Raw genomic sequence first — 26381 nt, 5'->3', positions numbered from 1 at the left:
GCATCATGATGCGCGCAGGTCACGTGTCACCTATGTCTCCGAACACCTGTTACCCATGTCCCCGGTCTGTACACCGCGAGCGGGAGAGGGGCCGGGGGAGGGGGCCGGTGCTGGCAGTACCTCATTACCTCCCAATCCCTGGCATGCATCCACAGATGCCAGTCACATAACTTCACTTCCTCCTGACAGCCTGACAAGGTTCCAGCCCCACTGCGGCGGTACAACCCTCTCTGTGCAAAACACGCAGGAGAGTTGTGGTGCGCTGGTTCGTGGTGGCTTTCGTCGCGGGATGCTGGACGCTGCAGCAGCAGTCAACATTGCCGCCGCAGGATGGCCTGCACCTCGGTGCTGTGGCGCTGGCATTGGTGGCTCTCGGCATTGCCTTGTGGGGCAGGCGCCTGCATGTCGTGCTGCATGGCCTGGCGCTTGCCGGGCTGGCGTTCGGCGCCGCCTTCTGCTGGGCGGCCTGGCGGGCCGAACTGCGCATGCGCGACTGGCTGCCGGCTGCGCTGGAGGCACGCGATCTCGACGTGCGCGGCGTGGTGTCGGGGCTGCCGGCGGATGCCGCCACCGGGACGCGTTTTGCTTTCACTGTTGAGCAGGGTGAAGCGGGCCAGCCTCTGCCTCGCCGCGTGATCCTCAACTGGCGCGGTGCGCCGCAGGACCTGCGTCCCGGGCAGCGCCTCGCGCTGACCCTGCGCCTGCGGCGTCCGCGCGGACTGGCCAATCCTTTCGGCTTCGACTATGCCTACTGGCTGCTGGCGCAAGACTACGGCGCCACCGGCTATGTGCGCAGTGCACGGGGCTCGTCCCAGGATGCATCACGAGAGCGGCTGGCGTGGCAGATAGAAGCCTGGCGCGCCGCCGTGCGCGCTCACCTGCGCGCGGCGCTGCCGGCCGATGCGCGCTTCGGCGCGGTGCTGATCGCGCTGGTCATCGGCGACCAGCGCGGCATCGATGCGGACGACTGGCAACTGTTCCGGCGCACCGGCGTCAGCCATCTGGTCGCGATCTCCGGGCTGCATATCACCATGATCGCCGGCATGGCGGCGTCGCTTGCCCGGCTGCTGTGGCGCCATTCGTTCGGACTCGGCCGCTGGCTGCGCCGGCCGTTACCGCTGCGGCTGCCGGCCCGGCAGGCCGCGCTGGTGGCGGCCGTGGCCAGTGCGCTGGCTTACGGCCTGCTGGCCGGCATGCAGATCCCGGCGCTGCGCACCGTGGCCATGCTCTGCGTGGCGGCCATTGCGGTGTGGGGTGCGCGTGCGCCGCCCGCCTCGGTGGTGCTGGCCTGGGCGGCGCTGGTGGCATTGCTGCTGGATCCGTGGGCGGTGATGTTGCCCGGCTTCTGGCTGTCCTTCGGCGCGGTGGCGGTGATCTTCTTCGCGGCCCGCGTCGGCCGCGATGCTTCGGCGCAAGGGCACTGGCAACGCCTGCGGTCCGCGCTCGCCGCCGCGGTGCGCACGCAGTGGGCCGTGACCATCGGGCTGGTGCCGCTGACGTTGCTGCTGTTCGGCCAGGTATCGGTGGTGTCGCCGTTGGCCAATGCGGTGGCGATCCCGCTCGTCAGCTTGCTGGTGACGCCGCTGGCACTGCTCGGCGCGGCCTTGCCGATGGCGCTGGCCGGGCCGGTGCTGGCGGTGGCCCACCAGGCCATGGTGGCGCTGGCCGCGGTGCTGGGCTGGCTTTCCGCGCTGCCATGGGCGATGTGGGAAGCGGCCAGCGCGGGGCCCCTGGCGCTGGTGCTGGCCGCGCTCGGGGTCGGGTTGCTGGTCGCGCCGGTCGCTTCCGCGCGCGTGCGCCTGCATGGCGGGCTGCTGATGCTGCCGATGCTGCTGGCGCGCGGCCCACCGGTTGCGCACGGCGAGTTCCGCGCCGTGATGCTGGACGTGGGGCAGGGCACGGCGGTGCTGGTGCGGACGCGCGCGCATGCGCTGCTGTATGACGCCGGGCCGGCCTATGGGTCGGGATCCAGCGCCGGTGCGCAGGTGGTGGTGCCATTGCTGCGGGGCGAGGGGATCGGCCGGCTCGACCACCTGATGGTCAGCCATGAAGACACCGATCATGCCGGCGGCGTGGCGGACGTCGCGGCGGCGGTGGCGGTGGCCGCGCGCAGCACCGGCGCGCCTGCCGGTCACGTCCTGCTTGGGTCGGCGGCCAATGACTGGCCGCCATGCGCGGCGGGCCAGCAATGGGAGTGGGACGGCGTGCGCTTTACCGTGCTGCATCCGCTCGCGGAGCAGGCGCAGCAGGCCGCCATTGCCAGCAATGCGCGCAGCTGCGTGCTGCGCGTGGATGCGGCGGCGCACAGCCTGCTCCTGACCGGCGATATCGGCGTGGCGCAGGAGCTTGCGTTGATCGACAGGTTGCCGGCCGAGGCGCTGCGTGCCGACGTGCTGGTGGTGGCCCACCATGGCAGCGGCACCTCGTCCGGCGCAGCCTGGCTGGAGGCGGTGCGCCCGTCGGCGGCGGTGTTCCAGCTGGGTTATGCCAACCGCTATCGCCACCCGAGCGGCGAGGTGTGGGAGCGCTACGGCCGCGCGGGCGTCCTGCGCTACCGGACCGATGAAACCGGCGCGGTGACCATGGACACTGCGCCCGGGGGCTTTGCCTTGTCGATGTTCCGGCAGGCGCAGCCGCGCTACTGGCGGGCGCGACCGCCGGCGCCGCGTTAGAACACTATCGAGTCAGCTGGCCTTGCGGCGGCGCGTGCGGGTGGCGGGCGGCGCGGGCGGGGCTGGCTCGGCCACGACGGGCCTGGCGCGGTTTCGTGCCGGCGGTACTGGCCGGGCCGGCTCGGCACCGGCGATGCGCCGTTCGCGCAGATGCGCCTTGGCGCGCTGCAGGCGCGGCGCGACGGTGTCGGCGCGCGCCAGCGCCACGCCTGCGGCCAGGACGTCGCCCAGCACCAGGTGGCTGATGCGCGAGGTCATCGGCGTGTAGACCTCGCTGTCTTCCTCGACGTCGGAGAACACGCAGACGTCGGCCAGCCGCGCCAGCGGCGAGCCGCTATGGGTGATCGCGAGCACGCTGGCGCCGCTGCTGCGCGCAAGCGTGGCAGCGGTCAGCATGTCCCAGGTGCGGCCGCTGTTGGAGACCAGCACGGCCACGTCGCCACGGGCGAGCAGCGCGGCCGACATGCTGAATACGTGCGGGTCGGAATACGCAACCGTCGGCATGCCCAGGCGGAAGAACTTGTGCTGGATGTCCAGCGCGACGATGCCGGAGTTGCCGCAGCCGTAGAACTCGATACGGCGCGCGCCGGCGAGCAGCTGGATGCCATGCTCGATCTGGTCGGCCGACAGCGCGTTGCGCACGCTCATCAGCGTGGCAATGGTGCGGTCGAAGACCTTGCCGGCGATGTCCGCGGGGCGGTCGTCGGCCGCGACATCCTGGTGCACGAAGGGTGTGCCGCCGCCGACGTTCTGCGCGAACTGCAGCTTGAATTCGCGGAAGCCGTCGTAGCCCAGCGCCGCGCAGAAGCGCGCGATGGTGGGCTGCGACACGCCGGCGCGCTCGGCCAGCTCGGGCATCGACAGCCGGATCACGGCGGCGCCATGCCGGGCGACATAGTCGGCCAGGCGGCGTTCAGAAGGGCGGAGCGTGTCGTAGACGGCTAGGATTCGGTCGCGCATGGCGGCAGGGAGGCAGTGTCTGGGGTTGCGGATATGTAGAGATTCTACATCGGATGGCGCCGCATCTTGCCCGAAATGGTGCATCGTCCGCCCTCGGGGTTTGCCATGATTTCGGGAATTTCTGCGCAATTGTGATGCATGAGCGGGTCGACGGGGTGCTCGCGCTCGGTATAATGGCGGTGATCTGTAGAAAATCTACAATCGATGGCGCGGTATTGCCGCGCCGCCACCAAGCCCACAAGGAACGTCTCCGCCATGCCTTCTGCCGTCCATGCCGAGCTTCTTGCCGTCACCGAGCGTATCGTTGCGCGCAGCCGCGCCAGCCGCGCCGCCTACCTTGCCCGCTGCGAGCGCGCCCAGGCTGAACTGGGGCCGCTGCGCGGCATGTCCTGCGCCAACCTGGCGCACGGCTTTGCCGCACTGCCGGCCAACGACAAGCTGAAGCTGCGCGTCGACCATGCTCCCAACCTGGGCATCGTCACCGCGTACAACGACATGCTGTCGGCGCACCAGCCGTACGAGCGCTACCCCGCCGTGATCCGCGAGGCCGCGCGCGCGGTGGGCGCGGTGGCGCAGGTGGCGGGCGGCGTGCCGGCGATGTGCGACGGCATCACGCAGGGCAACCCGGGCATGGAGCTGTCGCTGTTCTCGCGCGATGCGATTGCGATGGGCACCGCGGTGGCGCTGTCGCACAACACCTTTGATGCGGCGCTGATGCTGGGCGTGTGCGACAAGATCGTGCCCGGCCTGCTGATGGGCGCGCTGCAGTTCGGCCACCTGCCGATGGTGTTCGTGCCGGCGGGCCCGATGGCCAGCGGGCTGCCCAACAAGGAGAAGGCGCGCGTGCGCCAGCTCTACGCCACCGGCCAGGTCGGGCGCGACGCGCTGCTCGAAGCCGAATGCCAGGCCTACCACGGCGCCGGCACCTGCACCTTCTACGGCACCGCCAACAGCAACCAGTTCCTGATGGAAATCATGGGCCTGCACCTGCCGGGCGCGGCCTTCGTGCACCCGGACAGCGGCCTGCGCGATGCGCTGACCGCGGCGGCCGCGCAACGCGCGATCGCCCTGCGCGCGCGCGGCGACGAATACCTGCCGCTGGCGCGCATTGTTGACGAACGCGCCATTGCCAACGCCATGGTCGGCCTGCTGGCGACCGGCGGCTCCACCAACCACACCATCCACCTGGTGGCGATGGCGCGCGCCGCGGGCATCGTCATCGACTGGAACGATTTCGACCTGCTGTCGCGCATCACGCCGCTGCTGGCGCGCGTCTACCCGAATGGCTCGGCCGATGTGAACCACTTCCATGCCGCGGGCGGCGCCGGTTTCGTCATCCGCGAACTGCTGCAGGCCGGCCTGCTGCACGAGGACGTGCAGACCGTGGCCGGCCCCGGGCTGGCCCGCTATGCGCAGGAACCGGTGATGACCGACGGCGTGCTGCGCTGGCGCGACGGCGCGGCGCACAGCGGCGACGCACAGGTGCTGGCGACGGCCGCGGAGCCTTTCTCGGCCGAGGGCGGGCTGCGGCTGATGCAGGGCAACCTGGGCCGCGGCGTGATCAAGGTCTCGGCGGTGGCGCCGGAGCACCGCGTGGTCGAAGCCCCGGTGCGGGTGTTCGATGCGCAAGAGGCGCTGCAGGCGGCCTTCGATGCGGGCGAGCTGACCGGCGACCTGGTCGCGGTCGTGCGTTTCCAGGGGCCGAATGCCAACGGCATGCCCGAGCTGCACCGCCTGACCCCGGTGCTGGGCGCGCTGCAGGACGCCGGCCACAAGGTGGCGCTGGTGACCGACGGCCGCATGTCCGGCGCGTCGGGCAAGGTGCCGGCGGTGATCCACGTCGGCCCCGAGGCGCTGGCCGGCGGCGCGCTCGCGCGCGTGCGCGACGGCGACCGCATCCGTGTCGATGCCGTTGCCGGCACGCTGCAGTGGCTGGGCGACGAAGGCGAATTCGCGGCGCGCGAGCTGGCCGCGGCGCCGGACGACGATTTCGCGCAATTCAGCCTGGGGCGCGGCCTGTTCGGCCTGTTCCGGCGCCACGCGCGCATCGCGGAAGAGGGCGGCAGCGCACTTGACCTGTCCGAGGCGGATGCCGGGGCCGGCGCAGGCGGGCGCCAACGTACCGCAGCGGCGCAAACCGTCGCACAATAGCCAGGCCTGAGGCCGATTTTCCCCTGAAGTTCCCTGCGGGGCGGCAGCGCCCCCGGGCGTCTTTGCGCCGCCGCAAGGACGTCCAGCTGGACCGACAAGGACAGACAAGGATGGCGACACCATCCGATACCAAGACCGACGGAGCAGACATGATCTATATCCTGATGGGCGTTTCCGGCAGCGGCAAGACCACGGTCGGCCAGTTGCTGGCGCAGCGACTGGGCTGCGGCTTCCATGACGCCGATGCATTCCACAGCGACGCCAACAAGGCCAAGATGCACGCCGGCGTCCCGCTGACCGACGAAGACCGCTGGCCGTGGCTGGCGGCCATGCGCGCAGCCATCGACGCGGCCCGGGCCGAAGGCCGCACCCATGTGTTCACCTGCTCGGCACTGCGCCAGGCCTACCGCGACCGGCTGACCCCGCCCGACGGCGGCGTGACCTTCGTCTTCATGAAGGGCGATGCATCGCTGATCGGCACGCGCCTGTCCGCGCGCACGGAACACTTCTTCAACCCCGACCTGCTGCAAAGCCAGTTCGATACGCTGGAAGAGCCCAGCGACGCGCTGGTGCTCGACATCCGCCAGTCGCCCGAGGCGCTGGTCGCCACCATCCTGCAGGCCACGGTGCCGCAGGGCGCCGCCGCGGCGCGCTGACCTGCTGACCTCGCCGACCGTTCCGGCCGGCCCCGTGCCCGTGCAGCCCGCAAGCGGCCGCCAGCCTGGCTGGCGGCCGTTTTTGCGTGCGCTGGCAGACATCTTGCTAGTTCACTTTCCGTGCCGGCCGGCACCCGCCAGCTTGCGGGTTTCGCCGGTACGGGTATGCTGAAAGGGCCAGTGACTCGACAGTATCGCCGTGAGCGTCCCGAACGGGCAGGCGCGGCGGGCTGGGGACAGGAAAGCCAGGGCAAAACCAGGGCAGCCGGTAGCGACCCCGAAGTCGCAGTGAAGCGGTAGCACCGGAAGCCCGCGACATGGAGGAACGGCCATCATGGCGGGGCGGTATTTCGACGAGATGCTGGACTGGCGCACGGACAGGGCGCAATGGGTTATCCAGGCGGGGCAGGCATTGCCTGAAGGCGCGGTGCGCGCGCATTACCGGCATTTCGCTGACTGGCTGGCGCGGCAGTCTGAAGGCACGATGGGCAACAAGCGCGCCGAGGCCGACCTGATCTTCCGGCGCGTGGGCATTACCTTTGCCGTCTACGGCGACAAGGATGAAGCCAACAGCGGCACCGAACGCACCATTCCGTTCGACGTGATCCCGCGCATCTTCCCGGCCAGCGAATGGGCGCTGCTGGAAAAAGGGCTGCGCCAGCGCGTGGCCGCGCTCAACCGCTTTGTCCACGATATCTACCACGGCCAGGACATCATCCGCGCCGGCGTGATCCCGCCCGACCAGATCTACAACAACGCCCAGTACCGGCCCGAGATGCTAGGCGTCAACGTGCCGCACGACATCTATGCGCACGTGGCCGGCATCGATGTGGTGCGCGCCGGCGAGGGCGAGTTCTACGTGCTGGAAGACAACCTGCGCGTGCCCTCGGGGGTGTCGTACATGCTGGAAAACCGCAAGATGATGATGCGGTTGTTCCCGGACCTGTTCGCGCGCAACCGCGTGGCGCCGGTGGCCCACTATCCTGACCTGTTGCTCGACATGCTGCGCGGGGTGTCGCCGCAGGCCATTGCCGATCCCACCGTGGTGGTGCTGACGCCGGGCATGTACAACTCGGCCTACTTCGAGCATGCCTTCCTGGCGCAGCAGATGGGCGTGGAACTGGTCGAAGGCAGCGATCTCTTCGTCGAGGACGACCACCTGTTCATGCGCACCACGCAGGGCCCGCAGCGCGTCGACGTGATCTACCGCCGCGTCGACGACGACTTCCTCGACCCGCTGGTGTTCCGCCACGACTCCTCGCTGGGCGCGGCCGGCCTGCTGTCGGTCTACCGCGCCGGCAACGTGACCATCTGCAACGCCATCGGCACGGGCGTGGCCGACGACAAGTCGATCTATCCGTACGTGCCCGACATGATCCGCTTCTACCTGGGCGAAGAGGCCATCCTCAGCAACGTGCCGACCTATATGTGCCGGCGCCCGGACGACCTGCAGTACGTGCTGGACCATATGGAAGAACTGGTGGTCAAGGAGACCCACGGCGCCGGCGGCTACGGCATGCTGGTCGGCCCGGCCGCCACGCGGGCCGAGATCGATGCCTTCCGCGAAGTGGTGAAGGCGCGCCCGGAGCAGTACATCGCGCAGCCGACGCTGGCGCTGTCGACCTGCCCGACCTATGTGGAGTCGGGCATCGCGCCGCGCCATATCGACCTGCGCCCGTTCGTGCTGTCGGGCAAGGAGGTGCGCATGGTGCCAGGCGGGCTGACCCGCGTGGCGCTGCGCGAAGGCTCGCTGGTGGTGAATTCCTCGCAAGGGGGCGGCACCAAGGACACCTGGGTGCTGGAACGATGAACGCGAACCACGTGATGACCGCCGCAACGACCGCCATGGCGACCGCCGCCACGCCAGGAGAGCCCACATGCTGAGCCGCACCGCCGACCACCTGTTCTGGATGGCCCGCTACACCGAGCGCGCGGAGAACACTGCGCGCATGCTCGACGTCAACTACCAGACCTCGCTCCTGCCGCAATCGGCCGAGGTGGCCGAGCAGGGCTGGTGGGCCATGCTCGATATCTCCGAGCTGACCGACGTCTTCGACCACAAGTACGGACTGCTGTCGCGCGACGATGTGATCGACTTCATGGTGCGCGACATGACCAACGCCTCGTCCATCATGAGCTGCCTGCGCGCGGCGCGCGAGAACGCGCGCGCGGTGCGCGGCTCGCTGACCACCGAGGTCTGGGAGACCGTCAACACCACCTGGCTGGAGGTGCAGCGCCTGATCGCCGACGGCGTGCTGAAGGAAGACCCGTCGGCGTTCTTTGAATGGGTCAAGTTCCGCTCGCACCTGGCGCGCGGGGTCCAGTTCGGCACCATGCTCAAGGACGATGCCTTCCACTTCATGCGGCTGGGCACATTCCTGGAGCGCGCCGACAACACCGCGCGGATCCTCGACGTCAAGTTCCAGGCATCGGGCAGCGACGAGAGCGATGCCAACCGCGACCAGAACGATTTCTATCACTGGGCCGCGGTGCTGCGCTCGGTATCGGGCTTCGAGGTCTACCGCAAGGTCTATCGCGCGGTCATTACGCCGCAGCGCGTGGCCGAGCTGCTGATCCTGCGGCCCGACATGCCGCGCTCGCTGGTGTCGAGCATGGACGAGGTGGTGGCCATCCTGCATACGGTGCGCAACCAGCAATCGGCGGAAACCGAGCGCCAGGCTGGTAAACTCCACGCCGACCTGAAGTACGCGCGCATCGACGATATTTTCGCGGTCGGCCTGCACGCGTACCTGACCAGCTTCCTGGAGCGCATCGGCGATCTCGGCAATGGCATCAGCCGGGACTTCCTCGTGCCGCTGCTGGCTGCCTGAAATGGGCCGCCGGCAGGCTCCATGTGCCGCCGCCGCGCCCTGATACCGTGAAATACAAGATCCACCACCATACTGTTTACCGCTACGCCGAGCCGGTGCGCCGCAGCGTGCACGAAGTGCGGCTCGAGCCGCGTTCGGGCCCGCTGCAGACGGTGCACCGCTGGCAACTGGTTGCGCCTGGCAATCCGTCGGCGGCGCGCGACGGCTTCGGCAATATCGTGCACAACTTCACGGTGGCCGGACCGACCGGCACCATCTCGATCGAAGCCAGCGGCGAGGTGGAAGTGCTGCCGCCGCATGGCGACCTCGACCGGGACGGCCACCATGCGTTCTGCGACGCTCCGCCCCCCGGCGAATCCCGGGTGTCGCCGCTGTACTTCCTCGGCAGCACGCCACTGACCTCGGCACCGCCGGAGATGCAGGCGTTTGCCGCACCGTTCCTGGCGGCCGGGCACGAGATTCCGGCGCTGCTGGCGCTGGCCCAGGGAATTGCGGAGCGGGTGCGCTACAAGCCCAACACCACCGACGTCGGCACCTCGGCGGCCGAAGCCTTCAGCCTGGGCAGCGGCGTGTGCCAGGACCAGGCGCAGGTGATGGTGGCGGCGTGCCGGGCGCTCGGTATCCCGGCACGCTATGTGAGCGGATACTTCTACGATCCGGCCGCGATCGAGATGGCCAGCCATGCCTGGGCCGACGTATGCCTGGACCCGGCGCGCGAGGTGTGGTGCAGCGTCGACATCACCCACGGCTGCCTGACCGACGAGCGTCATATACGCCTCGCGGTGGGGCGCGATTATGCGTCGGCTGCACCAGTCAGGGGCATCCTGGAAGGGGGTTCCGGCGAGACGCTTGAAGTCAATGTGAGTATCACGCCGCTTTTTACCTGATTAGGTGCCTGATTCCAGACAGGGGGCTGTGCCGCGATACCGGCGCTAGAATCCGGGGTATGCAGGCCATCGGCTGGCCACTTCCGGCCGCCGCAAAGCACACCAAAACAAGACCATGACTTACTGTGTAGCCATGCGGCTGGATGCCGGCCTGGTATTCCTGTCCGATTCCCGCACCAATGCGGGGGTAGATGCCATCTCCACGTCGCGCAAGATGACGGTGTTCGAAGAGCCCGGCGACCGCGTGATGGTGCTGATGACCGCCGGCAACCTGGCGATCAGCCAGTCGGTGCGCCAGATCCTGGCCGAGAACCATGACGAGAAGCGCTCGCTGTGGACCGCGCGCGACATGTTCGAGGCCGCTTCCATCGTCGGCGAGGCGGTGCGCCAGGTGCACAAGCGCGATGCGCATGCGCTGCGCGATGCCGGCATCGAATTCAATGTCAGCCTGATCTTCGGCGGCCAGGTGCGCGGTGAACGCGTGCGGCTGTTCAACATCTACGCGGCCGGCAATTTTGTCGAGGCCACGCCCGAGAACTGCTACTTCCAGATCGGCGAGGCCAAGTACGGCAAGCCCATCGTCGACCGCGTGGTGCACCCGTCGCTGCCGCTGGCCGAGGCGGCCAAATGCGCGCTGATCTCAATGGATTCGACGCTCAAGTCGAATATCTCGGTCGGCCTGCCGCTGGACCTGCTGGTCTATGAGGCCGATACGCTGTGCGTGACGCGCTTCGTCAACATCGACGAGCGCAACGCCTACTTCCGCATGATCCGCGACACCTGGGGGCAGCGCCTGCGCCAGGTCTTCGGCGAGATCCACAATCCCGAGTGGGATCCCGGCGCGCCCGCCGAATTCTCGCTGGCGCGTCCCGGCGAGGCCGACCGCTGGGGCCAGCCGGTGCGCGCCAAGCGCAATCCGTCGCGTACCCAGGACTGAGGGCCGGGCGAGGAAACAAGCGATGCGCGAGATCATTCATTTTTCCCATGCCAACGGCTTTCCGGTGACCACCTACCGCAAGCTGTTCGGCGAACTGGACGGCGACTTCGAATTCCGCGCCGTGGACCGCTACGGGCACAAGCCTGAATTCCCGGTGACGCGCGGCTGGCCGCACCTGGTGGAGGAGCTGCTCGGTGAGATCGACCGCCAGTACCACGAGCCGGTGTGGCTGGTGGGCCATTCGCTGGGCGGCTTCCTGTCGCTGATGGCGGCGCTGCGGCGCCCGGAGCGCGTGCGCGGCGTGGTGATGCTGGATTCGCCGATCATTGCCGGCTGGCGCGCGTCGCTGCTGAAGACCGCCCAGATGTTCGGCATGGACGAAAAGCCCGGCCCGGCGGCGGTGACCAAAAACCGGCGCACCCACTGGCCGGACGCCGAGGCGGTCTGGGAACACTTCCGCGCCAAGCCCAACTTCGCGGTGTGGGACCAGGAGGTGCTGCGCGACTACGCCATCCACGGCACCGAGCCGACCGGCAAGGACAACGAGCGGCGGCTGCGCTTTGACCGCGAGGTCGAATACTGGATCTACCGCACGCTGCCGACCAGCCTGGGGCGCAAGGTGGCGCGCGGCGCTCCGGTGCCGGTCGGCTTTGTCGCCGGCACGCGTTCGCGCGAGGTGCGCCAGTGCGGGCTGGGTGCCACCCGCAAGCTGGTCGGCCCGAACCTGCGCTTTATCGAGGGCGGCCACCTGTACCCGATGGAGCGGCCGCAGGAGACGGCGCAGCTGGTGCGCGACCTGATCGGCGCGATGCGCCGCGAGGGGCGCTGAGGCGGGGTGCGGCGCATGCGCCGCAACGCACCGGGAAAGCCTGTTGCAGCCCCGCCGAGGAGGGGTGCTGTCACAATTTCCGGGTCGGCGGGAATCGGGCTCTCATGTATAATCCCGATTTCCCCGGCAAGCTCGGTTTATGACCAAATTCGTCTTCGTCACCGGTGGCGTCGTCTCTTCTCTCGGCAAGGGCATCGCTGCTGCCTCGCTCGCGGCCATTCTTGAGTCGCGCGGCCTCAAAGTCACCCTCCTCAAGCTAGATCCCTACATCAACGTCGATCCCGGCACGATGAGCCCTTTCCAGCATGGCGAGGTGTTTGTCACGGAAGACGGTGCTGAAACCGACCTGGATCTCGGCCACTACGAGCGTTTCGTCTCGGCCAAGATGCGCAAGTCGAACAACTTCACCACCGGCCAGATCTACGAATCGGTGATCCGCAAGGAGCGCCGCGGCGAATACCTGGGCAAGACCGTGCAGGTGATCCCGCATATCACCAACGAGATCCAGGCTTTCGTCGAGAAGGGCGCCGCGGCGTCGCACGACGGCAAGGCCGACGTGGCGCTGGTCGAAATCGGCGGCACCGTGGGTGACATCGAATCGCTGCCGTTCCTGGAAGCCGCGCGCCAGATGAGCCTGCGCATGGGCCGCAACCACTGCGCCTTCGTGCACCTGACGCTGGTGCCGTTCATTGCCAGCGCCGGCGAGCTCAAGACCAAGCCGACCCAGCACTCGGTGCAGAAGCTGCGCGAAATCGGCATCTCGCCGACCGCGCTGCTGTGCCGCGCCGACCGCCCGATCCCTGACGACGAGCGCGCCAAGATTTCGCTGTTCGCCAATATCCCGCAAGACGCCGTGATTTCGGTGTGGGATGCGGACAGCATCTACAAGATCCCGCAGATGCTCAACGAGCAGGGCCTGGACCGTCTGATCTGCGAGGAGCTGCGCCTGGATCCCAAGCCGGCCGACCTGTCGATGTGGCAGAAGCTGGTCAATGCCCAGGAAAATCCCGAGCACGAGATCACCATCGGCATGGTCGGCAAGTACGTCGACCTGACCGAGTCGTACAAGTCGCTGATCGAGGCGCTGCGCCACGCCGGCATGCACACCGCCACGCGCGTCAACATCGAGTACATCGATTCCGAGGAACTGGAATCGGGCCACCTCGAAGTGCTGGCCCCCCTCGACGCCATCCTGGTGCCGGGCGGCTTCGGCAAGCGCGGCACGGAAGGCAAGATCCGCGCGATCCAGTACGCCCGCGAGAACAAGATCCCGTACCTGGGCATCTGCCTGGGCATGCAGCTGGCCGTGATCGAGTTTGCCCGCCACCTGGCCGGCATGACCGATGCCAACTCGACCGAGTTCAACCTGGAAACCGAACACCCCGTGGTCGCGCTGATCACCGAGTGGGTCGACCGCGAAGGCAAGGTCGAGCAGCGCTCGGCCGATTCCGACCTGGGCGGCACCATGCGCCTGGGCGCCCAGCGCGTGCCGGTCAAGGAAGGCACCAAGGCCGCGACGATCTACGGTGCCGAGGTCAACGAACGCCACCGTCACCGCTACGAGGTCAACAACCACTACGTGCCGACGCTGGAAAAGGCCGGCATGGTGATCTCGGCGCGCACGCCGACCGAGAACCTGCCGGAAATGATGGAGCTGCCCGAGTCGATGCACCCTTGGTTCGTCGGCGTGCAGTTCCACCCGGAATTCACCTCGACGCCGCGCGACGGCCACCCGCTGTTCAAGGCCTACGTCGAAGCCGCGCTGGCCAGCCAGCAGCGCAAGGGCGCGTAAGCCCCGGCGGCAAGCAGGAGAGACAGTCATGAAACTCTGTGGATTCGAGGCCGGCCTCGACCAGCCGTTCTTCCTGATCGCGGGTCCGTGCGTGATCGAGTCGGAGCAGATGGCGCTGGATACGGCCGGCGAGCTCAAGGCGATCACCGCTGAACTGGGCATCCCGTTCATCTACAAGTCGTCGTTCGACAAGGCCAACCGGTCTTCGGGCAAGTCGTTCCGCGGCCTGGGGATGGAGAAGGGCCTGGAGATCCTGGCGACGGTCAAGCGCGAGATCGGCGTGCCGGTGCTGACCGACATCCACGAGATCGACGAGATCAAGCCCGTCGCCGCCGTGGTCGACGTGCTGCAGACGCCGGCCTTCCTGTGCCGCCAGACCGATTTCATCCGTGCCTGCGCCCAGAGCGGCAAGCCGGTGAATATCAAGAAGGGCCAGTTCCTGGCGCCGCACGACATGAAGAACGTGATCGACAAGGCGCGCGACGCCGCGCGCGAAGCCGGTCTGCCTGACGATGTCTTCATGGCCTGCGAGCGTGGTGTCTCGTTCGGCTACAACAATCTTGTGTCCGACATGCGCTCGCTGGCGATCATGCGCGAGACCGGTGCCCCGGTGGTGTTCGACGCCACCCACTCGGTGCAGCTGCCGGGCGGCCAGGGCACCAGCTCGGGCGGCCAGCGCGAGTTCGTGCCGGTGCTGTCGCGCGCCGCCGTCGCCACCGGCATCGCGGGCCTGTTCATGGAAACGCACCCGGACCCGAGCAAGGCCATGTCCGATGGCCCCAACGCGGTGCCGCTGTCGCGCATGAAGGAACTGCTGGCCGTGCTCAAGGACCTGGACACGCTGGTCAAGCGCGCCGGCTTCCTGGAAGACAACTTCGGCTGGCCGGCCTGCGCCTGAGCCGGCCCGGTTTTGTCACCACCGCAATGCCGGTGGTGACAAACCATATCGAAAGACAATACAAAAAATCGGGAGATTCTCCATGGCCGCGGGCTTTATCATCGCCTACGTCGACGTGACCGACCCCCAGCAGTACGAGGAATACAAGGTGCTCTCGAGCAAGGCCATGCAGATCCATGGCGCCGAGGTACTCGTGCGCGGCGGCAAGACCGAGCCGCTGGAAGGCGAGTGGGCGCCGGCCCGCGTCGTGGTGCTGAAATTCCCCAGCTATGAAGCCGCCAAGTCGTTCCACGACGGCGAAGCCTATCGCGCCGCCCGCAAGGCGCGCGAGCACGCGGCAAAGATGAACATGATCGTGGTGGAAGGCGCTGCCTGAGGGTTGTCGGGCAGTTTGACATGCGCCTGACACGGGCACAGGTTGAAGTAATCAGCAGCAGCAAGAATCAACAGTCAGAGAGGAATTCATGAGTGCAATCGTAGATATCATCGGTCGCGAGGTTCTCGACTCGCGCGGCAACCCCACCGTCGAATGCGACGTGCTGCTGGAATCCGGCGTGATGGGCCGTGCGGCAGTGCCGTCGGGCGCGTCGACCGGTTCGCGCGAAGCCATCGAGCTGCGTGACGGCGACAAGAGCCGCTACCTGGGCAAGGGCGTGCTGAAGGCTGTCGAGCACATCAACACCGAAATCTCCGAAGCCATCATGGGCCTAGATGCCTCCGAGCAGGCCTTCCTGGACCGCACCCTGATCGACCTCGACGGCACCGAGAACAAGGGCCGCCTGGGCGCCAACGCCATGCTGGCCGTGTCGATGGCCGTGGCCAAGGCCGCCGCTGAAGAAGCCGGCCTGCCGCTGTACCGCTACTTCGGCGGTTCGGGCGCGATGCAGCTGCCGGTGCCGATGATGAACATCGTCAACGGCGGCGCGCACGCCAACAACAGCCTGGACATCCAGGAATTCATGGTCATGCCGGTGTCGCAGACCAGCTTCCGCGAAGCGCTGCGTTGCGGTGCCGAGATCTTCCACGCGCTGAAGAAGATCCTGGCCGACAAGGGCATGTCCACCGCGGTGGGCGACGAGGGCGGCTTCGCCCCGAACTTCTCGTCCAACGAGGAATGCCTGAACACCATCGTGCAGGCCATCGAGAAGGCCGGCTACCGCGCCGGTGAAGACGTGCTGCTGGCGCTGGACTGCGCCGCCAGCGAGTTCTACCACGAAGGCGAAGGCGTGTACCAGCTGGAGGGCGAAGGCCTGAAGCTGTCGTCGACCCAGTTCGCCGACTACCTGGCCAACCTGTGCGACAAGTTCCCGATCGTGTCGATCGAGGACGGCATGGCCGAAGGCGACTGGGACGGCTGGAAGACGCTGACCGAGAAGCTGGCCAAGCGCGTGCAGCTGGTGGGCGACGACCTGTTCGTCACCAACACCAAGATCCTGAAGGAAGGCATCGAGAAGGGCATCGGCAACTCGATCCTGATCAAGATCAACCAGATCGGCACGCTGACCGAAACCTTTGCTGCCATCGAGATGGCCAAGCGCGCCGGCTACACCGCCGTGATCTCGCACCGCTCGGGCGAAACCGAAGACAGCACCATTGCCGACATCGCCGTGGGCACCAACGCCGGCCAGATCAAGACCGGCTCGCTGTCGCGCTCGGACCGCATGGCCAAGTACAACCAGCTGCTGCGCATCGAGGAAGACCTGGGCGATATCGCCAGCTACCCGGGCAAGGGCGCGTTCTACAACCTGCGCTGACACCTTGCCCCGCCGTTCCCGCTTGCGCGGGAGCGGCAGCAAGCGGATGGAATGGCGGCGGCCAGGGATTCCCTGGCCGCCGCCGTTTTTGTATCGAAATCTGCCTGGCAATTGCCTTCTAGGCTGAGTTCGCAGATCATTGTGCGGAATTTCCTGTCCGCCATCTTTCATGCGCCTGATCTCGCTGCTGTTGTTCGTGCTGTTGCTTGCCATCCAGTACCCACTCTGGCTGGGCAAGGGCGGATGGCTGCGCGTATGGGACCTGAACCGGCAACTGACCGAGCAGGGTACCCGCAACCAGACGCTCAAGCTGCGCAACGCCAAGCTGGAAGGCGAAGTCGCCGACCTGCAGGACGGCACCGGCGCGATCGAGGAACGTGCCCGCTATGAGCTGGGCATGGTGAGGGAAGGCGAGGTCTTCGTGCAGTTTGTCGCGCCGGCGCCCAAGGTCAGCGCCACGCCGCCGTTGCCGCCGCCGGCGAATTCGGTCGCCGGAAGAGGCGGCCACTAAGGGGCGTCTTGCCTCTCGCTGTCGGTGGACTTGGATCCAGCCCGCCGCCTGCCTGTCACCACCAGCCGTACGGATAACCGCCCCAGCCCCAGCCGGGCATGCCGACGCTGACGCCGCCACCCCATCCCCCGTAATACAGGTTCCAGCTGGTGTTCGGATAGCCATAAGCCGCGCGCGCGGCCGCGGCCTGCTGGTCGAGCGCGATCGCGGCGGCCTGCTCGCGCAGAATCTCCTGGTTCAGCGTGTCGAGCTTCTGCTTGTCGTCGGCCGTCAGCGGCGCTGGCGGGATGGCGTTGGGCGCCAGCCGCGCCGTGGGCGGCGAGCCGTTGGCGTCGCGCGGCAGCTCAGCGCAGCCTGTGGCCAGCAGCAGTGCGCCGGTCGCGGCGCAGGCGGCAATGGCGCGCAGCACGGCCGGCACGATGGCAGGGGATTCAGGCAGGGAGGGGGTGGCTCGGGCGGACATGGCTGTACTCAGGCTTGCTTGCGGCAGCTGGATGCTGCCATCGTACAGCCGTTGGACAGGACGGCAAGGCGGTTGTTTCCGCCGTGCCGCCCCGCGCCCGCCGCTCAGTGGTGCTGCTGCGCGCCGGCACCGGCGCCGGTGGCGACATGGGTGGCCGAGAACAGCTGGGCGCAGTCGACCGGATCGAACTCATAGCGCAGGCCGCAGAAGTCGCAGTGGATCTCCACCTGGCCGCGCTCGGCGATGATGCCTTCGATCTCTTCCTGGCCCAGCGACTGCAGCATGCCCGCCACCTTGGGGCGCGAGCAGGAGCAATGGAAATGCGGCGTCAGCGGCTCAAACACGCGCAGGCCGGCGGCCTGCAGGTCTTCCCAGAACAGGCGGCGCAGCAGGGTGTCGGGGGTCTCGGCCAGCAGTTCGTCGGCCTTGAGCGTGGCGCCCAGCTGCACGGCGCGGTCCCAGGTGTCCAGGTCCTGCGCGCGGACATGGCTGGCCAGCGGCGCGCCGGTCTCGCCGACTTCCGCGGTGCCGCCGTAGGCCGGCAGCTTCTGCAGCAGCATGCCGGCGGCGACGTGGTCGTCCGCCGCCAGCCACAGGCGCGTGTCGAGCTGCTCGGACGCCTGCATGTAGTGCTCCAGCACGGCGCTGATCGAGGCCAGCGGGCCGTGCGCGTCGGCCAGCGGCACAATGCCCTGGTACGCCTGCTGGCCCGGCAGCTTGTCCTTCGGGTCCAGCGTGATGGCAAAGCGGCCGTGGCCGTGGGCGTTGACCATCTGCGCCAGCGTGGCGTCGTCGGCGATGTGCGCGTCCTCGGCCAGCTTGGCGGTGGCGCGCATCGACAGGTCGGACAGGCATTCCACCACCAGCATGCGCACCGGGCCGTCGCCGTGCAGCTGCATCACCAGCGCCCCGTTGAACTTCAGGTTGGCCGACAGCAGCGCCGCGGCGGCCATCATCTCGCCCAGCAGCCGGCGCACCGGTGCGGGGTAGCTGTGGCGGCCCAGCACTTCTTGCCAGGTGGCTTCCATGCGCACCAGCTCGCCGCGCACGGGGGCCGCGTCGAACAGGAATTTCTGCAGGGTGTCGGGGGTGGTGGTATCGGTCACAATAATCTGTCGATGATTCGGTAGGTGCCGCCGCGGTCGTCAGCCGATCCGCTTGAGCTGTTGCTTGTACATGGCCTGCCGGGTGGCGTAGGTCTCGGCGTTGCGGTACAGGTTGGCGACGTCGGCGTCGGTCAGCTGGCGCACCACCTTGGCCGGCGCGCCCAGGATCAGAGAGCGGTCCGGGAAGACCTTGCCTTCGGTCACCACGGCACCGGCGCCGACCAGGCATTCCTTGCCGATCACGGCGCGGTTCAGGACCACGGCCTGGATCCCGATGAGCGAGCCTTCGCCCACGGTGCAGCCATGCAGCATGGCCTGGTGGCCGATCGAGACCTTGTCGCCCAGGGTCAGCGGGCAGCCCGGGTCGGTATGCAGCACCGAGCCTTCCTGGATGTTGGTGTCCTCGCCCACCACGATCGGTTCGTTGTCGCCGCGGATCACGACACCGGGCCAGGCGCTGGCGCGGGACTTGAGGGTCACGTTGCCGATGACGGTGGCTTCGGGGGCCACGTAGGCATCGCTGTCGATATTGGGCTTGACGTCGCCGAGCTGGTAAAGCGCCATGAGGTCTCCTGCACGAAAGGCTTTTGTTGAAGTGGGGGTTGCCGCCGGACTTTAAAGGGCCAGGGTGGGGGGCGGGCGCGCGGCGCCACGGCGACTGCGCGGCTTGCCCGGCAGTCGGGCACCGGCCAGGCCCTACAATGGCGGCAGACCCGGATTTTACGCTCATGCCAGAAAAAACACCCGCCGCCGCCTCGCCTGAACCGTCACTTTCGCCGCGCCAGCAGGCGCTGGCGGTGCAGTGCATGACGGATCCCCGGGAAAAGTCCGTGGCGGCGCGGGCACTTTACCGCCATGTGACGACATTGCCGGACGAGGCGCTCGCCGCCGGCGAGGCGATCCAGGCCGGTGCCGGCCAGGCCATCCCCGGCCGCCCCGCGCGGCCGCCGCTGGTGGCGCCGCAGGACGTCGAGCGGCGCCGCTCGCTGCATACCCCGGCCGGGCGCGCGGCGATGATCCATGCGCTGTGCCATATCGAGTTCAATGCCATCAACCTGGCGCTGGACGCGGCCTGGCGCTTCGCCGGCATGCCGCCCGGCTACTACCGCGACTGGCTGCGCGTGGCCGATGAAGAGGCGTACCACTTCACGCTGCTGGCCGACCACCTTGGCACGCTGGGCGCGGCCTATGGCGACTTCCCTGCCCACGACAGCCTGTGGGAGATGACCGACAAGACCGCCGGCGACGTGCTCGCGCGCATGGCGCTGGTGCCGCGCACGCTGGAGGCGCGCGGGCTCGATGCCTCGCCGCCGGTGCGCGCCAGGCTCGCCGGCGCCGGCGACCACGCCGCCGCGGCCATCATCGACATCATCCTGCGCGACGAGGTCGGCCACGTCGCCATCGGCAACCACTGGTACCGCTGGCTGTGCGCGCGGCGCGGCCTGGACCCCGTTGCCACCTACGCGCAGCTGGCCGGGCAGTACCGCGCGCCGAAGCTGCGCGGGCCGTTCAATCTCGAGGCGCGGCGCGCTGCGGGCTTCGATGAAGACGAACTGGCCTGGCTGGAGGCATCGGCCGGTTAGGCTTGCCGTCCCACACCTCAGCCGCGCGCGGGAAAGCCATGCCTGCGCGCCGACCAGACCACCAGCCAGGTTGCGGCGAGCAGGGCAGCCAGCACGGGCGGGAATGCGCCGATGCCGACGCCATCGAGCAGCATCCCGCCGATGACGCCGCCGCCGGCGATGGCAATGTTCCAGGCCGTGACCAGCATCGACTGGGCCACGTCCGCGGATTTGCCGGCGGTCTTCGCCAGCGCCGTCTGGAATAGCGTGGAAACGCCGCCGAAGCCCAGGCCCCAGATCGCGGCCGCGGCATAGACCACGGCCGGGTGCCCGCCTCCGGCCCCAAGCGCCAGCACCGCAAGCCCGAACAGCAGCGTGCTGGCCAGCGTCAGCGCCCGCAGCCACCGGTCGATCAGCACGCCGGTGATCCAGATGCCGGCGAGCGAGGCCAGCCCGAACACGAACAGGACCAGGTCAAGCCGTGCCCCGGCGTTGCCGGCTCGCAGGAACGGCGCGATATAGGTGTAGAGGATGTTGTGCGCCAGCACGAAGGCGAGCGTCACGAACAGCACCGGACGCACGCCCGGCACGGTGAACACGCGCGCGATCGGCAGCCGCTGGCCGGCGGGCTGGCCGGCAAAATCCGGCACGCTGGCCAGCACCCAGGCAATCAGTCCCAGCGTCAGCACGCTGATGATGCCGAAGCACGCGCGCCAGCCCATGAGCGCACCGAGGAAGGTCCCGGATGGCACGCCCAGCGACAAGGCCAGGGGGATGCCAACCATCGCGACAGCAATGGCACGACCCTTGAGGTGATCGGGAACCATGCGCGCGGCATAGCCAGCCAGCAGCGCCCACAGCAGTCCGGCCGAGACCCCCGCAAGGAAGCGCGCCGCCATGGTCAGGACATAGTTGCCGGACCAGGCCGTCACGGCGTTGGCGACGGCAAAGCCCGCGATCGCAAGCAGCAGCAGCGGCCGTCGCCGCAGCCCTTGCGTGGCCGCCGTCAGCGGCATGGCGGCCACCAGTGAACCGAAGGCGTAGATGGTGACGAGCTGGCCGGCAAGCGGCTCGGAGATGGCAAGGCCCGCGCCGATCTGCGGCAGCAGCCCCGCCGGCAAGGCCTCGGTCAGGACGGTGATGAAGCCTGCGACGGCAAGCGCAAGCAGTGCCGGAAGCGGTAGCCGCGCAGGCTGCGCGTCCGGCTGTGCATTGTTCGCAAGCGAGTTGGTGGCTGTGGTCATGTTGGCGCCTGGATAAGGGGGTGATGTGTTGCTTGGATGGTTACGCGGCTGTGGGGGCGACACCGTAGACCGCGTCGCGCAGGTCGGTGACAAAGCGGCCGGACATGCCCTCGTACAGCGTGTTGGTGAACGCCACCACGCTCAGCCCCTGGCTGCGGTCGACGAACCAGGCGTGGCCGTAGGCGCCGCCCCAGCGCCAGGTGCCGGCAGCTTCCGGGGAGCCCGCCCGGCGCGGATCGCGCAGCACCGAGAAGCCCAGCCCGAAGCCGGTTCCCGGCGCATCGGGCAGGTCCAGGCCGCCAGTCTGGTTGCGCGCCATGTCCTCGACCAGGGCGGATGGCAGCAACGCGCCGCCGCCCTGGCGCAAGTTCTCCAGCAGGCGCAGGAAGTCGTGCGCCGTGCCCGCCATGCCCGCCCCGCCGGAGGGGAAGGCCTGCGCATTGAAGATGCGTGCGGGGCTGTAGGGAATGCCAACCGTGCCTTCGAGCACGGGCACGGTTTCGCCTTCGCGCAGGCGGTGCGGGTGCGGGCTGTCATTCACATACGGGGTCGGCACGCGGTGCGCATCGCGTGCCACGAAGCCGGTGTCGGCCATGCCCAGCGGGCCGGTCACCAGCTGGCTCACGGCCATGTCCAGCGGCGTGCCATGGACGCGCTCGATCAGTGCGCCCAGCACGTCGGTCGCGAGCGAGTAGCCCCACGCGGTACCCGGTTCGTACAGCAAGGGCACGCTGGCGATGCGCCGCAGGTTTTCCGCCAGGCTGATGGTGGTGTCGTCCATGCCGTCGGAGATGCCGGCGCGCGCATAGGGTCCGTCTTCATCGGACTCGAAGAAGCGATAGCCCAGCCCCGCGGTATGGCTGAGCAGCTGCCGCGCCGTGATACGTGCCGGTCGGCCATCGGCAAGGCGCGGGTGGAATTCAGGCAGCCAGCGGTCGATACCCTGGTCAAGCTCGAGACGGCCTTGTGCGACCAGCACCAGTGCCGCCACGGAGACGATCGGCTTGCTTACCGAAGCCAGCCGGAAGACCGCATCCATGCGCATCGGCTGTCCGCTTTCCCGGTCGGCCAGGCCTGCCGCCTGCTGGTGGACCAGTTCGCCGTCACGGCTGACCAGCACGACGGCGCCGACCAGTCGCCGTTGCTCCAGCGCCTGCCGGACCACGGCGTCGATGCGCGCACTCAGGGGCGCGGGGAATGCAGGGGACACGCCCGGGGGCGGTGCAATCGTGGGGAGGGACACAGCGAATCCTTGTTCAATGAACCACCCGCTCACGATAAGGACCCGGCCATTAAAGAAAAAGTGGGCTACAGTTCCTTTTTCTCCGGAACTTTGTGTCCGCAATCGGGGGCATCATGGACAGCCTCAGTGGCTTCGCAGTGTTTGTGCAGGTGGCCGAGACCCGCAGTTTTGTCGCAGCAGGGCGCTTGCTTGGGGTGTCGGCCTCCGCCGTCGGCAAGAGCGTGGCGCGGCTGGAAGAAAGGCTCGGCGTACGGCTGTTCCACCGCAGCACGCGCAGCGTGACGCTGACCGCCGAAGGCACGCTGTTCCTGGAGCGCAGCCGCCGCGTGCTCGCCGAGATCGAAGCGGCGGAGCTGGAGCTGGCCGAAGCCACCGCGGCGCCGCGCGGCCGCTTGCGGGTGAGCCTGCCGCTGGTCAGTTCACTGGTCTTGCCCGTGCTGGGCGACTTCATGCGCGCGTATCCGGACATCGAGCTGGACCTGGATTTCACCGACCAGCTGGTCGATGTCATCGAGGAGGGCTTCGATGCGGTGGTCCGCACCGGCGAGCCCGCCGACTCGCGCCTGTCGGCGCGCAGGCTGGGTGCGTTCCAGGCGATGCTGGTGGCATCGCCCGACTACCTCGCGCAGCGTGGCACGCCGAAGCTGCCTGCCGACCTGGCCGGCCATGCCTGCCTGCATTACCGCTTTCCCCACACCGGCAAGCTCGAGGCCTGGCCGCTGCGGCGCGCGCCGGGCGAGGCCGAGCTGGCGCTGCCGACATCGATGATCTGCAACAACATCGAGACGCGCCTGTGTTTTGCGCTGCGCGGCCTGGGTATTGCCTGCCTGCCGGATTTCGCCATCCGCGAGCAGCTCGCCGATGGCAGCCTGTGCCAGGTACTGGCTGGCCATGTGGGGCCGGCCAAGGCCTTTCACGTGCTCTGGCCGGCGAGCAGGCATCCCTCGCCCAAGGTGAGGGCGCTGGTCGATTTCCTCTGCGAGCGGGTCTTTCCTGCCTAGGCGCGCTTGCCCGCGCGCTCTTCCTCCAGCAAGCGCAGCACGCGCCGCTGGATCTTGCCGGTGGTGGTCATCGGCAGCTGGTCGATGAACTCGATCGCCTTCGGGTATTCATACGGCGCCAGCTGGCCGCGCACATGCGCCTGGAGCTCCGTGACCAGCGCCGCGTCGCCGTCGAACGAGCGCGCCACCGACGGCGTCAGCACCACGAAGGCCTTGACCACGGCGCCGCGCTCGGGGTCGGGCGAGGGCACCACGGCGCAGTTGGACACCGCCGGATGCTTGAGCAGGCAGTTCTCGATCTCGCTCGGCCCGATGCGGTAGCCCGAGGACTTGAACACATCGTCGGCACGCCCCTGGTACCACAGGTAGCCATCGGCATCGACGCGCGCCAGGTCGCCGGTGCGGCACCAGCGCAGGCCATCGCGCTCGGCGTACTTGCCCGCGGTGGCGGCCTCGTTCTTCCAGTAGCCGAGGAAGAACACCGGGTCCGGATGCCCGGCGCTGTCGGTGGCGCATACCGCGACCTCGCCGTCCTCGCCCGGCGCGCAGGGCCGGCCTTCGTCGTCGATCACCTGCACGCGGTGGCCCGGATAGGGACGCCCCATCGAGCCCGGCCGTGCCGGCCAGCCCAGCTGCTCGTCGTCGTTCTGCGCGGTGCAGTTGCCGACGATGTAGTTGATCTCGGTCTGGCCGAACATCTCGTTGACGATCACGCCCAGCGCATCGCGGCACCAGCCGAACACGGTCTCGCCCACGGCCTCGCCCGCGCTCATCAGCGCACGCAGCCTGATGTCGTAGCGCTGCCGCGGCTCGGGGCAGGCCTTCATCATCTGCTTGAGCGCGGTCGGGAACAGGAAGGTGTTGGTGACGGCGTAGCGCTCCAGCAGCTCGAAGGCGCGCTCGGCGGAGAAGCGGCCCTGGTAGCCGACGATGGGCTTGCCGAAATACAGCGCCGGCATCAGCGCATCCCACAGGCCGCCGGTCCAGGCCCAGTCGGCCGGGCTCCAGAACACGTCGTCGTCCTGCGGATACCAGTTCTGCGAGCAGACGAAGCCGGTCAGGTTGCCGATCAGCGCGCGGTGCGGGATCAGCGCGCCCTTGGGCGGGCCGGTGGTGCCGCTGGTGTAGATCAGCACCGCGGCCTCGTCGGCCTTGGTCTGCTCGGCGACAAAAGTCGGCAGCTGCGCGGCCAGCAGCACTTCCCAGTCGTGGTCGCCGCGGCCATGCGCGCCGCCGGCGGCAATCACGGTGGCCAGCGTCGGGCATTCCGGGCGCGCGGCCAGCACATTGTCGATGGAAGTCTCGTCGGCAATCGCCACGTTGGCTTCGCTGTGTGCGATACGGTAGGCCAGCGCCTCGGGCCCGAACAGCATCGACAGCGGCATGGCGATGGCGCCGAGCTGGTAGATCGCCATATGCGCGATCACGGTCTCGATCCGCTGCGGCATCACGATCGCCACGCGGTCGCCGCGTGCCACGCCCAGTGCGCGCAGCGCCGCCGACAGCCGGTTGGCTTCGGCCTGGATATGGGCAAAGGTATGCGCGTTGCGGCGGCCGTCCTCGTGCTCGGTATAGACCGCGATGCGGTCCATCGTGGCCGGGTCGCGCGCCCAGCGCCCGCAGCAGGCCTCGGCGATATTGAAATGCGGGGGGATTTCCCAGCGGAAGGATTCATACAGGGCGCGATAGTCGTCGCGCCGGCTTGCCGGCAAGGCAGCTAAGGCCATCCAAAGTCTCCGGTAGGTCCGGCTCGCGCGGCCACGGCGCCCCCGGGATGGCGGCGACCGCTATAATGCGCACAAGCGAACGATCGTTCTATTTTGTGTGGGCTTCCCTCGCCAGCCCCCGTGGCGCCGCGCCCGGCGGCAGGAAGACCCGCGCGCAAGGGTGGAGACAATGACAATCAAGGAAACCTCGCGGTCTGAATTTATCACGTTGCGCGGGCTGCGCTACCACGTGCGCCACTGGGGCCAGCCCGGCGCGCGCAAGCTGTTCATGCTGCATGGCTGGATGGATGTGGCCGCGTCGTTCCAGTTCCTGGTCGACCACCTGCGCGGCGACTGGCATGTGATTGCGCCTGACTGGCGCGGGTTTGGCGAGACCGACTGGCCCACGCGCTACCCGGGCACGCAGTCGTACTGGTTCGCGGACTATATCGCCGACCTCGAGGCCTTGCTCGACCATTACGAGCCCGACGGCCAGGTCGACCTGGTCGGCCACAGCATGGGCGCCAACGTGATCTGCCTGTATGCCGGCATCCGCCCGCAGCGCGTGCGCCGCGTGGTAGACCTGGAGGGCTTCGGCATGACGGCGACGCGGCCGGTGCATGCACCGAAGCGCTATGCGCGCTGGCTCGACGAACTGCGCACCGGCTCGGCGCTGAAGACGTATGACAGCGTGGACGGCGTCGCTGCCCGGCTGCAGAAGACCAACCCGCGCCTGCCCGACGACCGTGCCGCCTTCCTGGCCGCGCACTGGTCGCGACGCAATGCGGAGGGCCGCTGGGAGATCCTGGGAGATCCGGCGCACAAGCTGGTCAACCCGATGCTGTACCGGCTCGATGAGGTGATGGCGATCTGGGAGCAGGTCAGCGCGCCAGTGCTGCATGTGGAAGCGCGCGATTCTGAAACGCTGCGCAATATCGCCCACAAGCAGGCCATCGACGAATTCAAGGAGCGCTTCCGCGCCTTCCGCGACTTCCGTGAAGCGATGGTCGATGACGCCGGCCACATGCTGCATCACGACCAGCCCGCCGCGGTGGCGGAGCTGGTGGAATCGTTCTGCAGCGCGGTGTGAGCGCTGGCGCCGCCGCTTGTATGTTCAAACCAGACCAGTGCGGTAAAGTCTGAGCGTCGTTTAGACGGCCAGACCGGCCCGTGTAGTT

The 26381-nt window shown here is 68.3% G+C and carries 24 protein-coding genes; 16 read left to right on the top strand and 8 right to left on the bottom strand.

Going from position 1 to position 26381, the window contains the following annotated elements; all coding sequences use genetic code 11:
• Nucleotides 1-257 precede the first annotated feature (257 nt).
• Nucleotides 258-2672 carry a DNA internalization-related competence protein ComEC/Rec2 gene (locus tag AC3WLF_RS30905; protein ID WP_492320843.1) on the top strand — a complete coding sequence of 805 codons (2415 nt, stop codon included), beginning with the start codon at nt 258-260 and terminating at the stop codon, nt 2670-2672.
• A gap of 12 nt (nt 2673-2684) precedes the next feature.
• Here the strand turns inward: AC3WLF_RS30905 and AC3WLF_RS30900 are convergent, their stop codons facing one another.
• Nucleotides 2685-3632, bottom strand: a complete 948-nt coding sequence (locus tag AC3WLF_RS30900; protein WP_492320842.1) for a MurR/RpiR family transcriptional regulator — start codon at nt 3630-3632, stop codon at nt 2685-2687.
• 44 nt (nt 3633-3676) lie between these two features.
• Nucleotides 3677-3889 carry a hypothetical protein gene (locus AC3WLF_RS30895; protein WP_492356915.1) on the bottom strand — a complete coding sequence of 71 codons (213 nt, stop codon included), beginning with the start codon at nt 3887-3889 and terminating at the stop codon, nt 3677-3679.
• Here AC3WLF_RS30895 and edd point away from each other — a divergent pair.
• The 12 genes from edd (at nt 3888) to ftsB (ending at nt 16878) form a co-directional block, all read left to right on the top strand.
• On the top strand, nt 3888-5783 hold the full coding sequence (edd, locus tag AC3WLF_RS30890) for a phosphogluconate dehydratase (protein WP_492320840.1): 1896 nt from the start codon (nt 3888-3890) through the stop codon (nt 5781-5783). The genes AC3WLF_RS30895 and edd overlap by 2 nt on opposite strands.
• A gap of 149 nt (nt 5784-5932) precedes the next feature.
• Nucleotides 5933-6439, top strand: a complete 507-nt coding sequence (locus AC3WLF_RS30885) for a gluconokinase (protein ID WP_492320900.1) — start codon at nt 5933-5935, stop codon at nt 6437-6439.
• Between the two features lie 334 nt (nt 6440-6773).
• Nucleotides 6774-8249, top strand: coding sequence for a circularly permuted type 2 ATP-grasp protein (locus AC3WLF_RS30880; protein WP_492320839.1), 1476 nt, complete (start codon nt 6774-6776; stop codon nt 8247-8249).
• A gap of 67 nt (nt 8250-8316) precedes the next feature.
• Nucleotides 8317-9270: an alpha-E domain-containing protein gene (locus tag AC3WLF_RS30875; protein ID WP_010809003.1), complete on the top strand. Its 954-nt coding sequence runs from the start codon at nt 8317-8319 to the stop codon at nt 9268-9270.
• A gap of 47 nt (nt 9271-9317) precedes the next feature.
• On the top strand, nt 9318-10157 hold the full coding sequence (locus AC3WLF_RS30870; protein WP_492320838.1) for a transglutaminase family protein: 840 nt from the start codon (nt 9318-9320) through the stop codon (nt 10155-10157).
• A gap of 115 nt (nt 10158-10272) precedes the next feature.
• Nucleotides 10273-11094 (top strand): proteasome-type protease, encoded by an 822-nt coding sequence (locus AC3WLF_RS30865; protein ID WP_492320837.1) that lies wholly within the window; start codon nt 10273-10275, stop codon nt 11092-11094.
• A gap of 22 nt (nt 11095-11116) precedes the next feature.
• Complete coding sequence (locus tag AC3WLF_RS30860; RefSeq protein ID WP_010809000.1) at nt 11117-11923, top strand: alpha/beta fold hydrolase; 807 nt, start codon at nt 11117-11119, stop codon at nt 11921-11923.
• A gap of 139 nt (nt 11924-12062) precedes the next feature.
• A complete protein-coding gene (pyrG, locus tag AC3WLF_RS30855) occupies nt 12063-13715 on the top strand; it encodes a CTP synthase (RefSeq protein WP_492320836.1) in 1653 nt (550 codons plus the stop codon).
• Between the two features lie 28 nt (nt 13716-13743).
• The gene (gene kdsA / locus AC3WLF_RS30850; RefSeq protein ID WP_492320835.1) at nt 13744-14613 is read left to right on the top strand and encodes a 3-deoxy-8-phosphooctulonate synthase; all 870 of its coding nucleotides are present in this window, start codon (nt 13744-13746) and stop codon (nt 14611-14613) included.
• Nucleotides 14614-14695: 82 nt separating this feature from the next.
• Nucleotides 14696-14989 carry a DUF1330 domain-containing protein gene (locus AC3WLF_RS30845; RefSeq protein WP_492320834.1) on the top strand — a complete coding sequence of 98 codons (294 nt, stop codon included), beginning with the start codon at nt 14696-14698 and terminating at the stop codon, nt 14987-14989.
• 88 nt (nt 14990-15077) lie between these two features.
• Nucleotides 15078-16367 carry a phosphopyruvate hydratase gene (gene eno / locus AC3WLF_RS30840; RefSeq protein ID WP_492320833.1) on the top strand — a complete coding sequence of 430 codons (1290 nt, stop codon included), beginning with the start codon at nt 15078-15080 and terminating at the stop codon, nt 16365-16367.
• Nucleotides 16368-16536: 169 nt separating this feature from the next.
• Nucleotides 16537-16878, top strand: coding sequence for a cell division protein FtsB (gene ftsB, locus AC3WLF_RS30835; protein ID WP_010808995.1), 342 nt, complete (start codon nt 16537-16539; stop codon nt 16876-16878).
• A gap of 55 nt (nt 16879-16933) precedes the next feature.
• Here ftsB and AC3WLF_RS30830 read toward each other — a convergent pair whose 3' ends face one another.
• The 3 genes from AC3WLF_RS30830 to AC3WLF_RS30820 all read right to left on the bottom strand — a co-directional run bounded on the left by AC3WLF_RS30830 (nt 16934) and on the right by AC3WLF_RS30820 (nt 19011).
• Nucleotides 16934-17341: a hypothetical protein gene (locus AC3WLF_RS30830; protein WP_492359288.1), complete on the bottom strand. Its 408-nt coding sequence runs from the start codon at nt 17339-17341 to the stop codon at nt 16934-16936.
• Nucleotides 17342-17445: 104 nt separating this feature from the next.
• Nucleotides 17446-18447 (bottom strand): Hsp33 family molecular chaperone HslO, encoded by a 1002-nt coding sequence (hslO, locus tag AC3WLF_RS30825; protein WP_492320831.1) that lies wholly within the window; start codon nt 18445-18447, stop codon nt 17446-17448.
• A gap of 39 nt (nt 18448-18486) precedes the next feature.
• On the bottom strand, nt 18487-19011 hold the full coding sequence (locus AC3WLF_RS30820; protein ID WP_010808992.1) for a gamma carbonic anhydrase family protein: 525 nt from the start codon (nt 19009-19011) through the stop codon (nt 18487-18489).
• Nucleotides 19012-19148: 137 nt separating this feature from the next.
• Between AC3WLF_RS30820 and AC3WLF_RS30815 the strand changes: the two genes are divergently transcribed.
• Nucleotides 19149-20030: a ferritin-like domain-containing protein gene (locus tag AC3WLF_RS30815; RefSeq protein WP_492359287.1), complete on the top strand. Its 882-nt coding sequence runs from the start codon at nt 19149-19151 to the stop codon at nt 20028-20030.
• Nucleotides 20031-20047: 17 nt separating this feature from the next.
• Here AC3WLF_RS30815 and AC3WLF_RS30810 read toward each other — a convergent pair whose 3' ends face one another.
• Both AC3WLF_RS30810 and AC3WLF_RS30805 read right to left on the bottom strand, forming a co-directional pair.
• The gene (locus AC3WLF_RS30810; protein WP_492320829.1) at nt 20048-21253 is read right to left on the bottom strand and encodes an MFS transporter; all 1206 of its coding nucleotides are present in this window, start codon (nt 21251-21253) and stop codon (nt 20048-20050) included.
• 40 nt (nt 21254-21293) lie between these two features.
• Nucleotides 21294-22496 (bottom strand): serine hydrolase domain-containing protein, encoded by a 1203-nt coding sequence (locus AC3WLF_RS30805; protein ID WP_492320828.1) that lies wholly within the window; start codon nt 22494-22496, stop codon nt 21294-21296.
• Between the two features lie 113 nt (nt 22497-22609).
• Between AC3WLF_RS30805 and AC3WLF_RS30800 the strand changes: the two genes are divergently transcribed.
• Nucleotides 22610-23497, top strand: coding sequence for a LysR family transcriptional regulator (locus AC3WLF_RS30800; RefSeq protein WP_492359286.1), 888 nt, complete (start codon nt 22610-22612; stop codon nt 23495-23497).
• On the opposite strand, the gene AC3WLF_RS30795 is transcribed toward AC3WLF_RS30800, so the two are convergent.
• The gene (locus tag AC3WLF_RS30795; RefSeq protein WP_492359285.1) at nt 23494-25224 is read right to left on the bottom strand and encodes an acetate--CoA ligase; all 1731 of its coding nucleotides are present in this window, start codon (nt 25222-25224) and stop codon (nt 23494-23496) included. The two genes, AC3WLF_RS30800 and AC3WLF_RS30795, sit on opposite strands and share 4 nt — an antisense overlap.
• 169 nt (nt 25225-25393) lie before the next feature.
• Here AC3WLF_RS30795 and AC3WLF_RS30790 point away from each other — a divergent pair, with 169 nt between their 5' ends.
• A complete protein-coding gene (locus AC3WLF_RS30790; protein WP_492320826.1) occupies nt 25394-26293 on the top strand; it encodes an alpha/beta fold hydrolase in 900 nt (299 codons plus the stop codon).
• Nucleotides 26294-26381 lie beyond the last annotated feature (88 nt).

The sequence above is a fragment of the Cupriavidus sp. FW306-01-F10A genome (genome assembly GCF_058782785.1).
Note: the sequence above shows the minus strand (reverse complement) of the source record. Positions and strands in the feature narration are given on the sequence as shown.

Coding starts and splice junctions, on each gene's coding strand:
- AC3WLF_RS30860 (WP_010809000.1), top strand. CDS start 11,117: ATGCGCGAGATCATTCATTTTTCCCATGCCAACGGCTTTCCGGTGACC.
- AC3WLF_RS30790 (WP_492320826.1), top strand. CDS start 25,394: ATGACAATCAAGGAAACCTCGCGGTCTGAATTTATCACGTTGCGCGGG.
- AC3WLF_RS30810 (WP_492320829.1), bottom strand. CDS start 21,253: ATGACCACAGCCACCAACTCGCTTGCGAACAATGCACAGCCGGACGCG.
- AC3WLF_RS30885 (WP_492320900.1), top strand. CDS start 5,933: ATGATCTATATCCTGATGGGCGTTTCCGGCAGCGGCAAGACCACGGTC.
- AC3WLF_RS30880 (WP_492320839.1), top strand. CDS start 6,774: ATGGCGGGGCGGTATTTCGACGAGATGCTGGACTGGCGCACGGACAGG.
- AC3WLF_RS30865 (WP_492320837.1), top strand. CDS start 10,273: ATGACTTACTGTGTAGCCATGCGGCTGGATGCCGGCCTGGTATTCCTG.
- AC3WLF_RS30815 (WP_492359287.1), top strand. CDS start 19,149: ATGGCGGCAGACCCGGATTTTACGCTCATGCCAGAAAAAACACCCGCC.
- pyrG (WP_492320836.1), top strand. CDS start 12,063: ATGACCAAATTCGTCTTCGTCACCGGTGGCGTCGTCTCTTCTCTCGGC.
- eno (WP_492320833.1), top strand. CDS start 15,078: ATGAGTGCAATCGTAGATATCATCGGTCGCGAGGTTCTCGACTCGCGC.
- AC3WLF_RS30900 (WP_492320842.1), bottom strand. CDS start 3,632: ATGCGCGACCGAATCCTAGCCGTCTACGACACGCTCCGCCCTTCTGAA.
- AC3WLF_RS30875 (WP_010809003.1), top strand. CDS start 8,317: ATGCTGAGCCGCACCGCCGACCACCTGTTCTGGATGGCCCGCTACACC.
- AC3WLF_RS30895 (WP_492356915.1), bottom strand. CDS start 3,889: ATGGCGGAGACGTTCCTTGTGGGCTTGGTGGCGGCGCGGCAATACCGC.
- edd (WP_492320840.1), top strand. CDS start 3,888: ATGCCTTCTGCCGTCCATGCCGAGCTTCTTGCCGTCACCGAGCGTATC.
- AC3WLF_RS30845 (WP_492320834.1), top strand. CDS start 14,696: ATGGCCGCGGGCTTTATCATCGCCTACGTCGACGTGACCGACCCCCAG.
- AC3WLF_RS30830 (WP_492359288.1), bottom strand. CDS start 17,341: ATGTCCGCCCGAGCCACCCCCTCCCTGCCTGAATCCCCTGCCATCGTG.
- AC3WLF_RS30820 (WP_010808992.1), bottom strand. CDS start 19,011: ATGGCGCTTTACCAGCTCGGCGACGTCAAGCCCAATATCGACAGCGAT.
- ftsB (WP_010808995.1), top strand. CDS start 16,537: ATGCGCCTGATCTCGCTGCTGTTGTTCGTGCTGTTGCTTGCCATCCAG.
- AC3WLF_RS30795 (WP_492359285.1), bottom strand. CDS start 25,224: ATGGCCTTAGCTGCCTTGCCGGCAAGCCGGCGCGACGACTATCGCGCC.
- kdsA (WP_492320835.1), top strand. CDS start 13,744: ATGAAACTCTGTGGATTCGAGGCCGGCCTCGACCAGCCGTTCTTCCTG.
- AC3WLF_RS30800 (WP_492359286.1), top strand. CDS start 22,610: ATGGACAGCCTCAGTGGCTTCGCAGTGTTTGTGCAGGTGGCCGAGACC.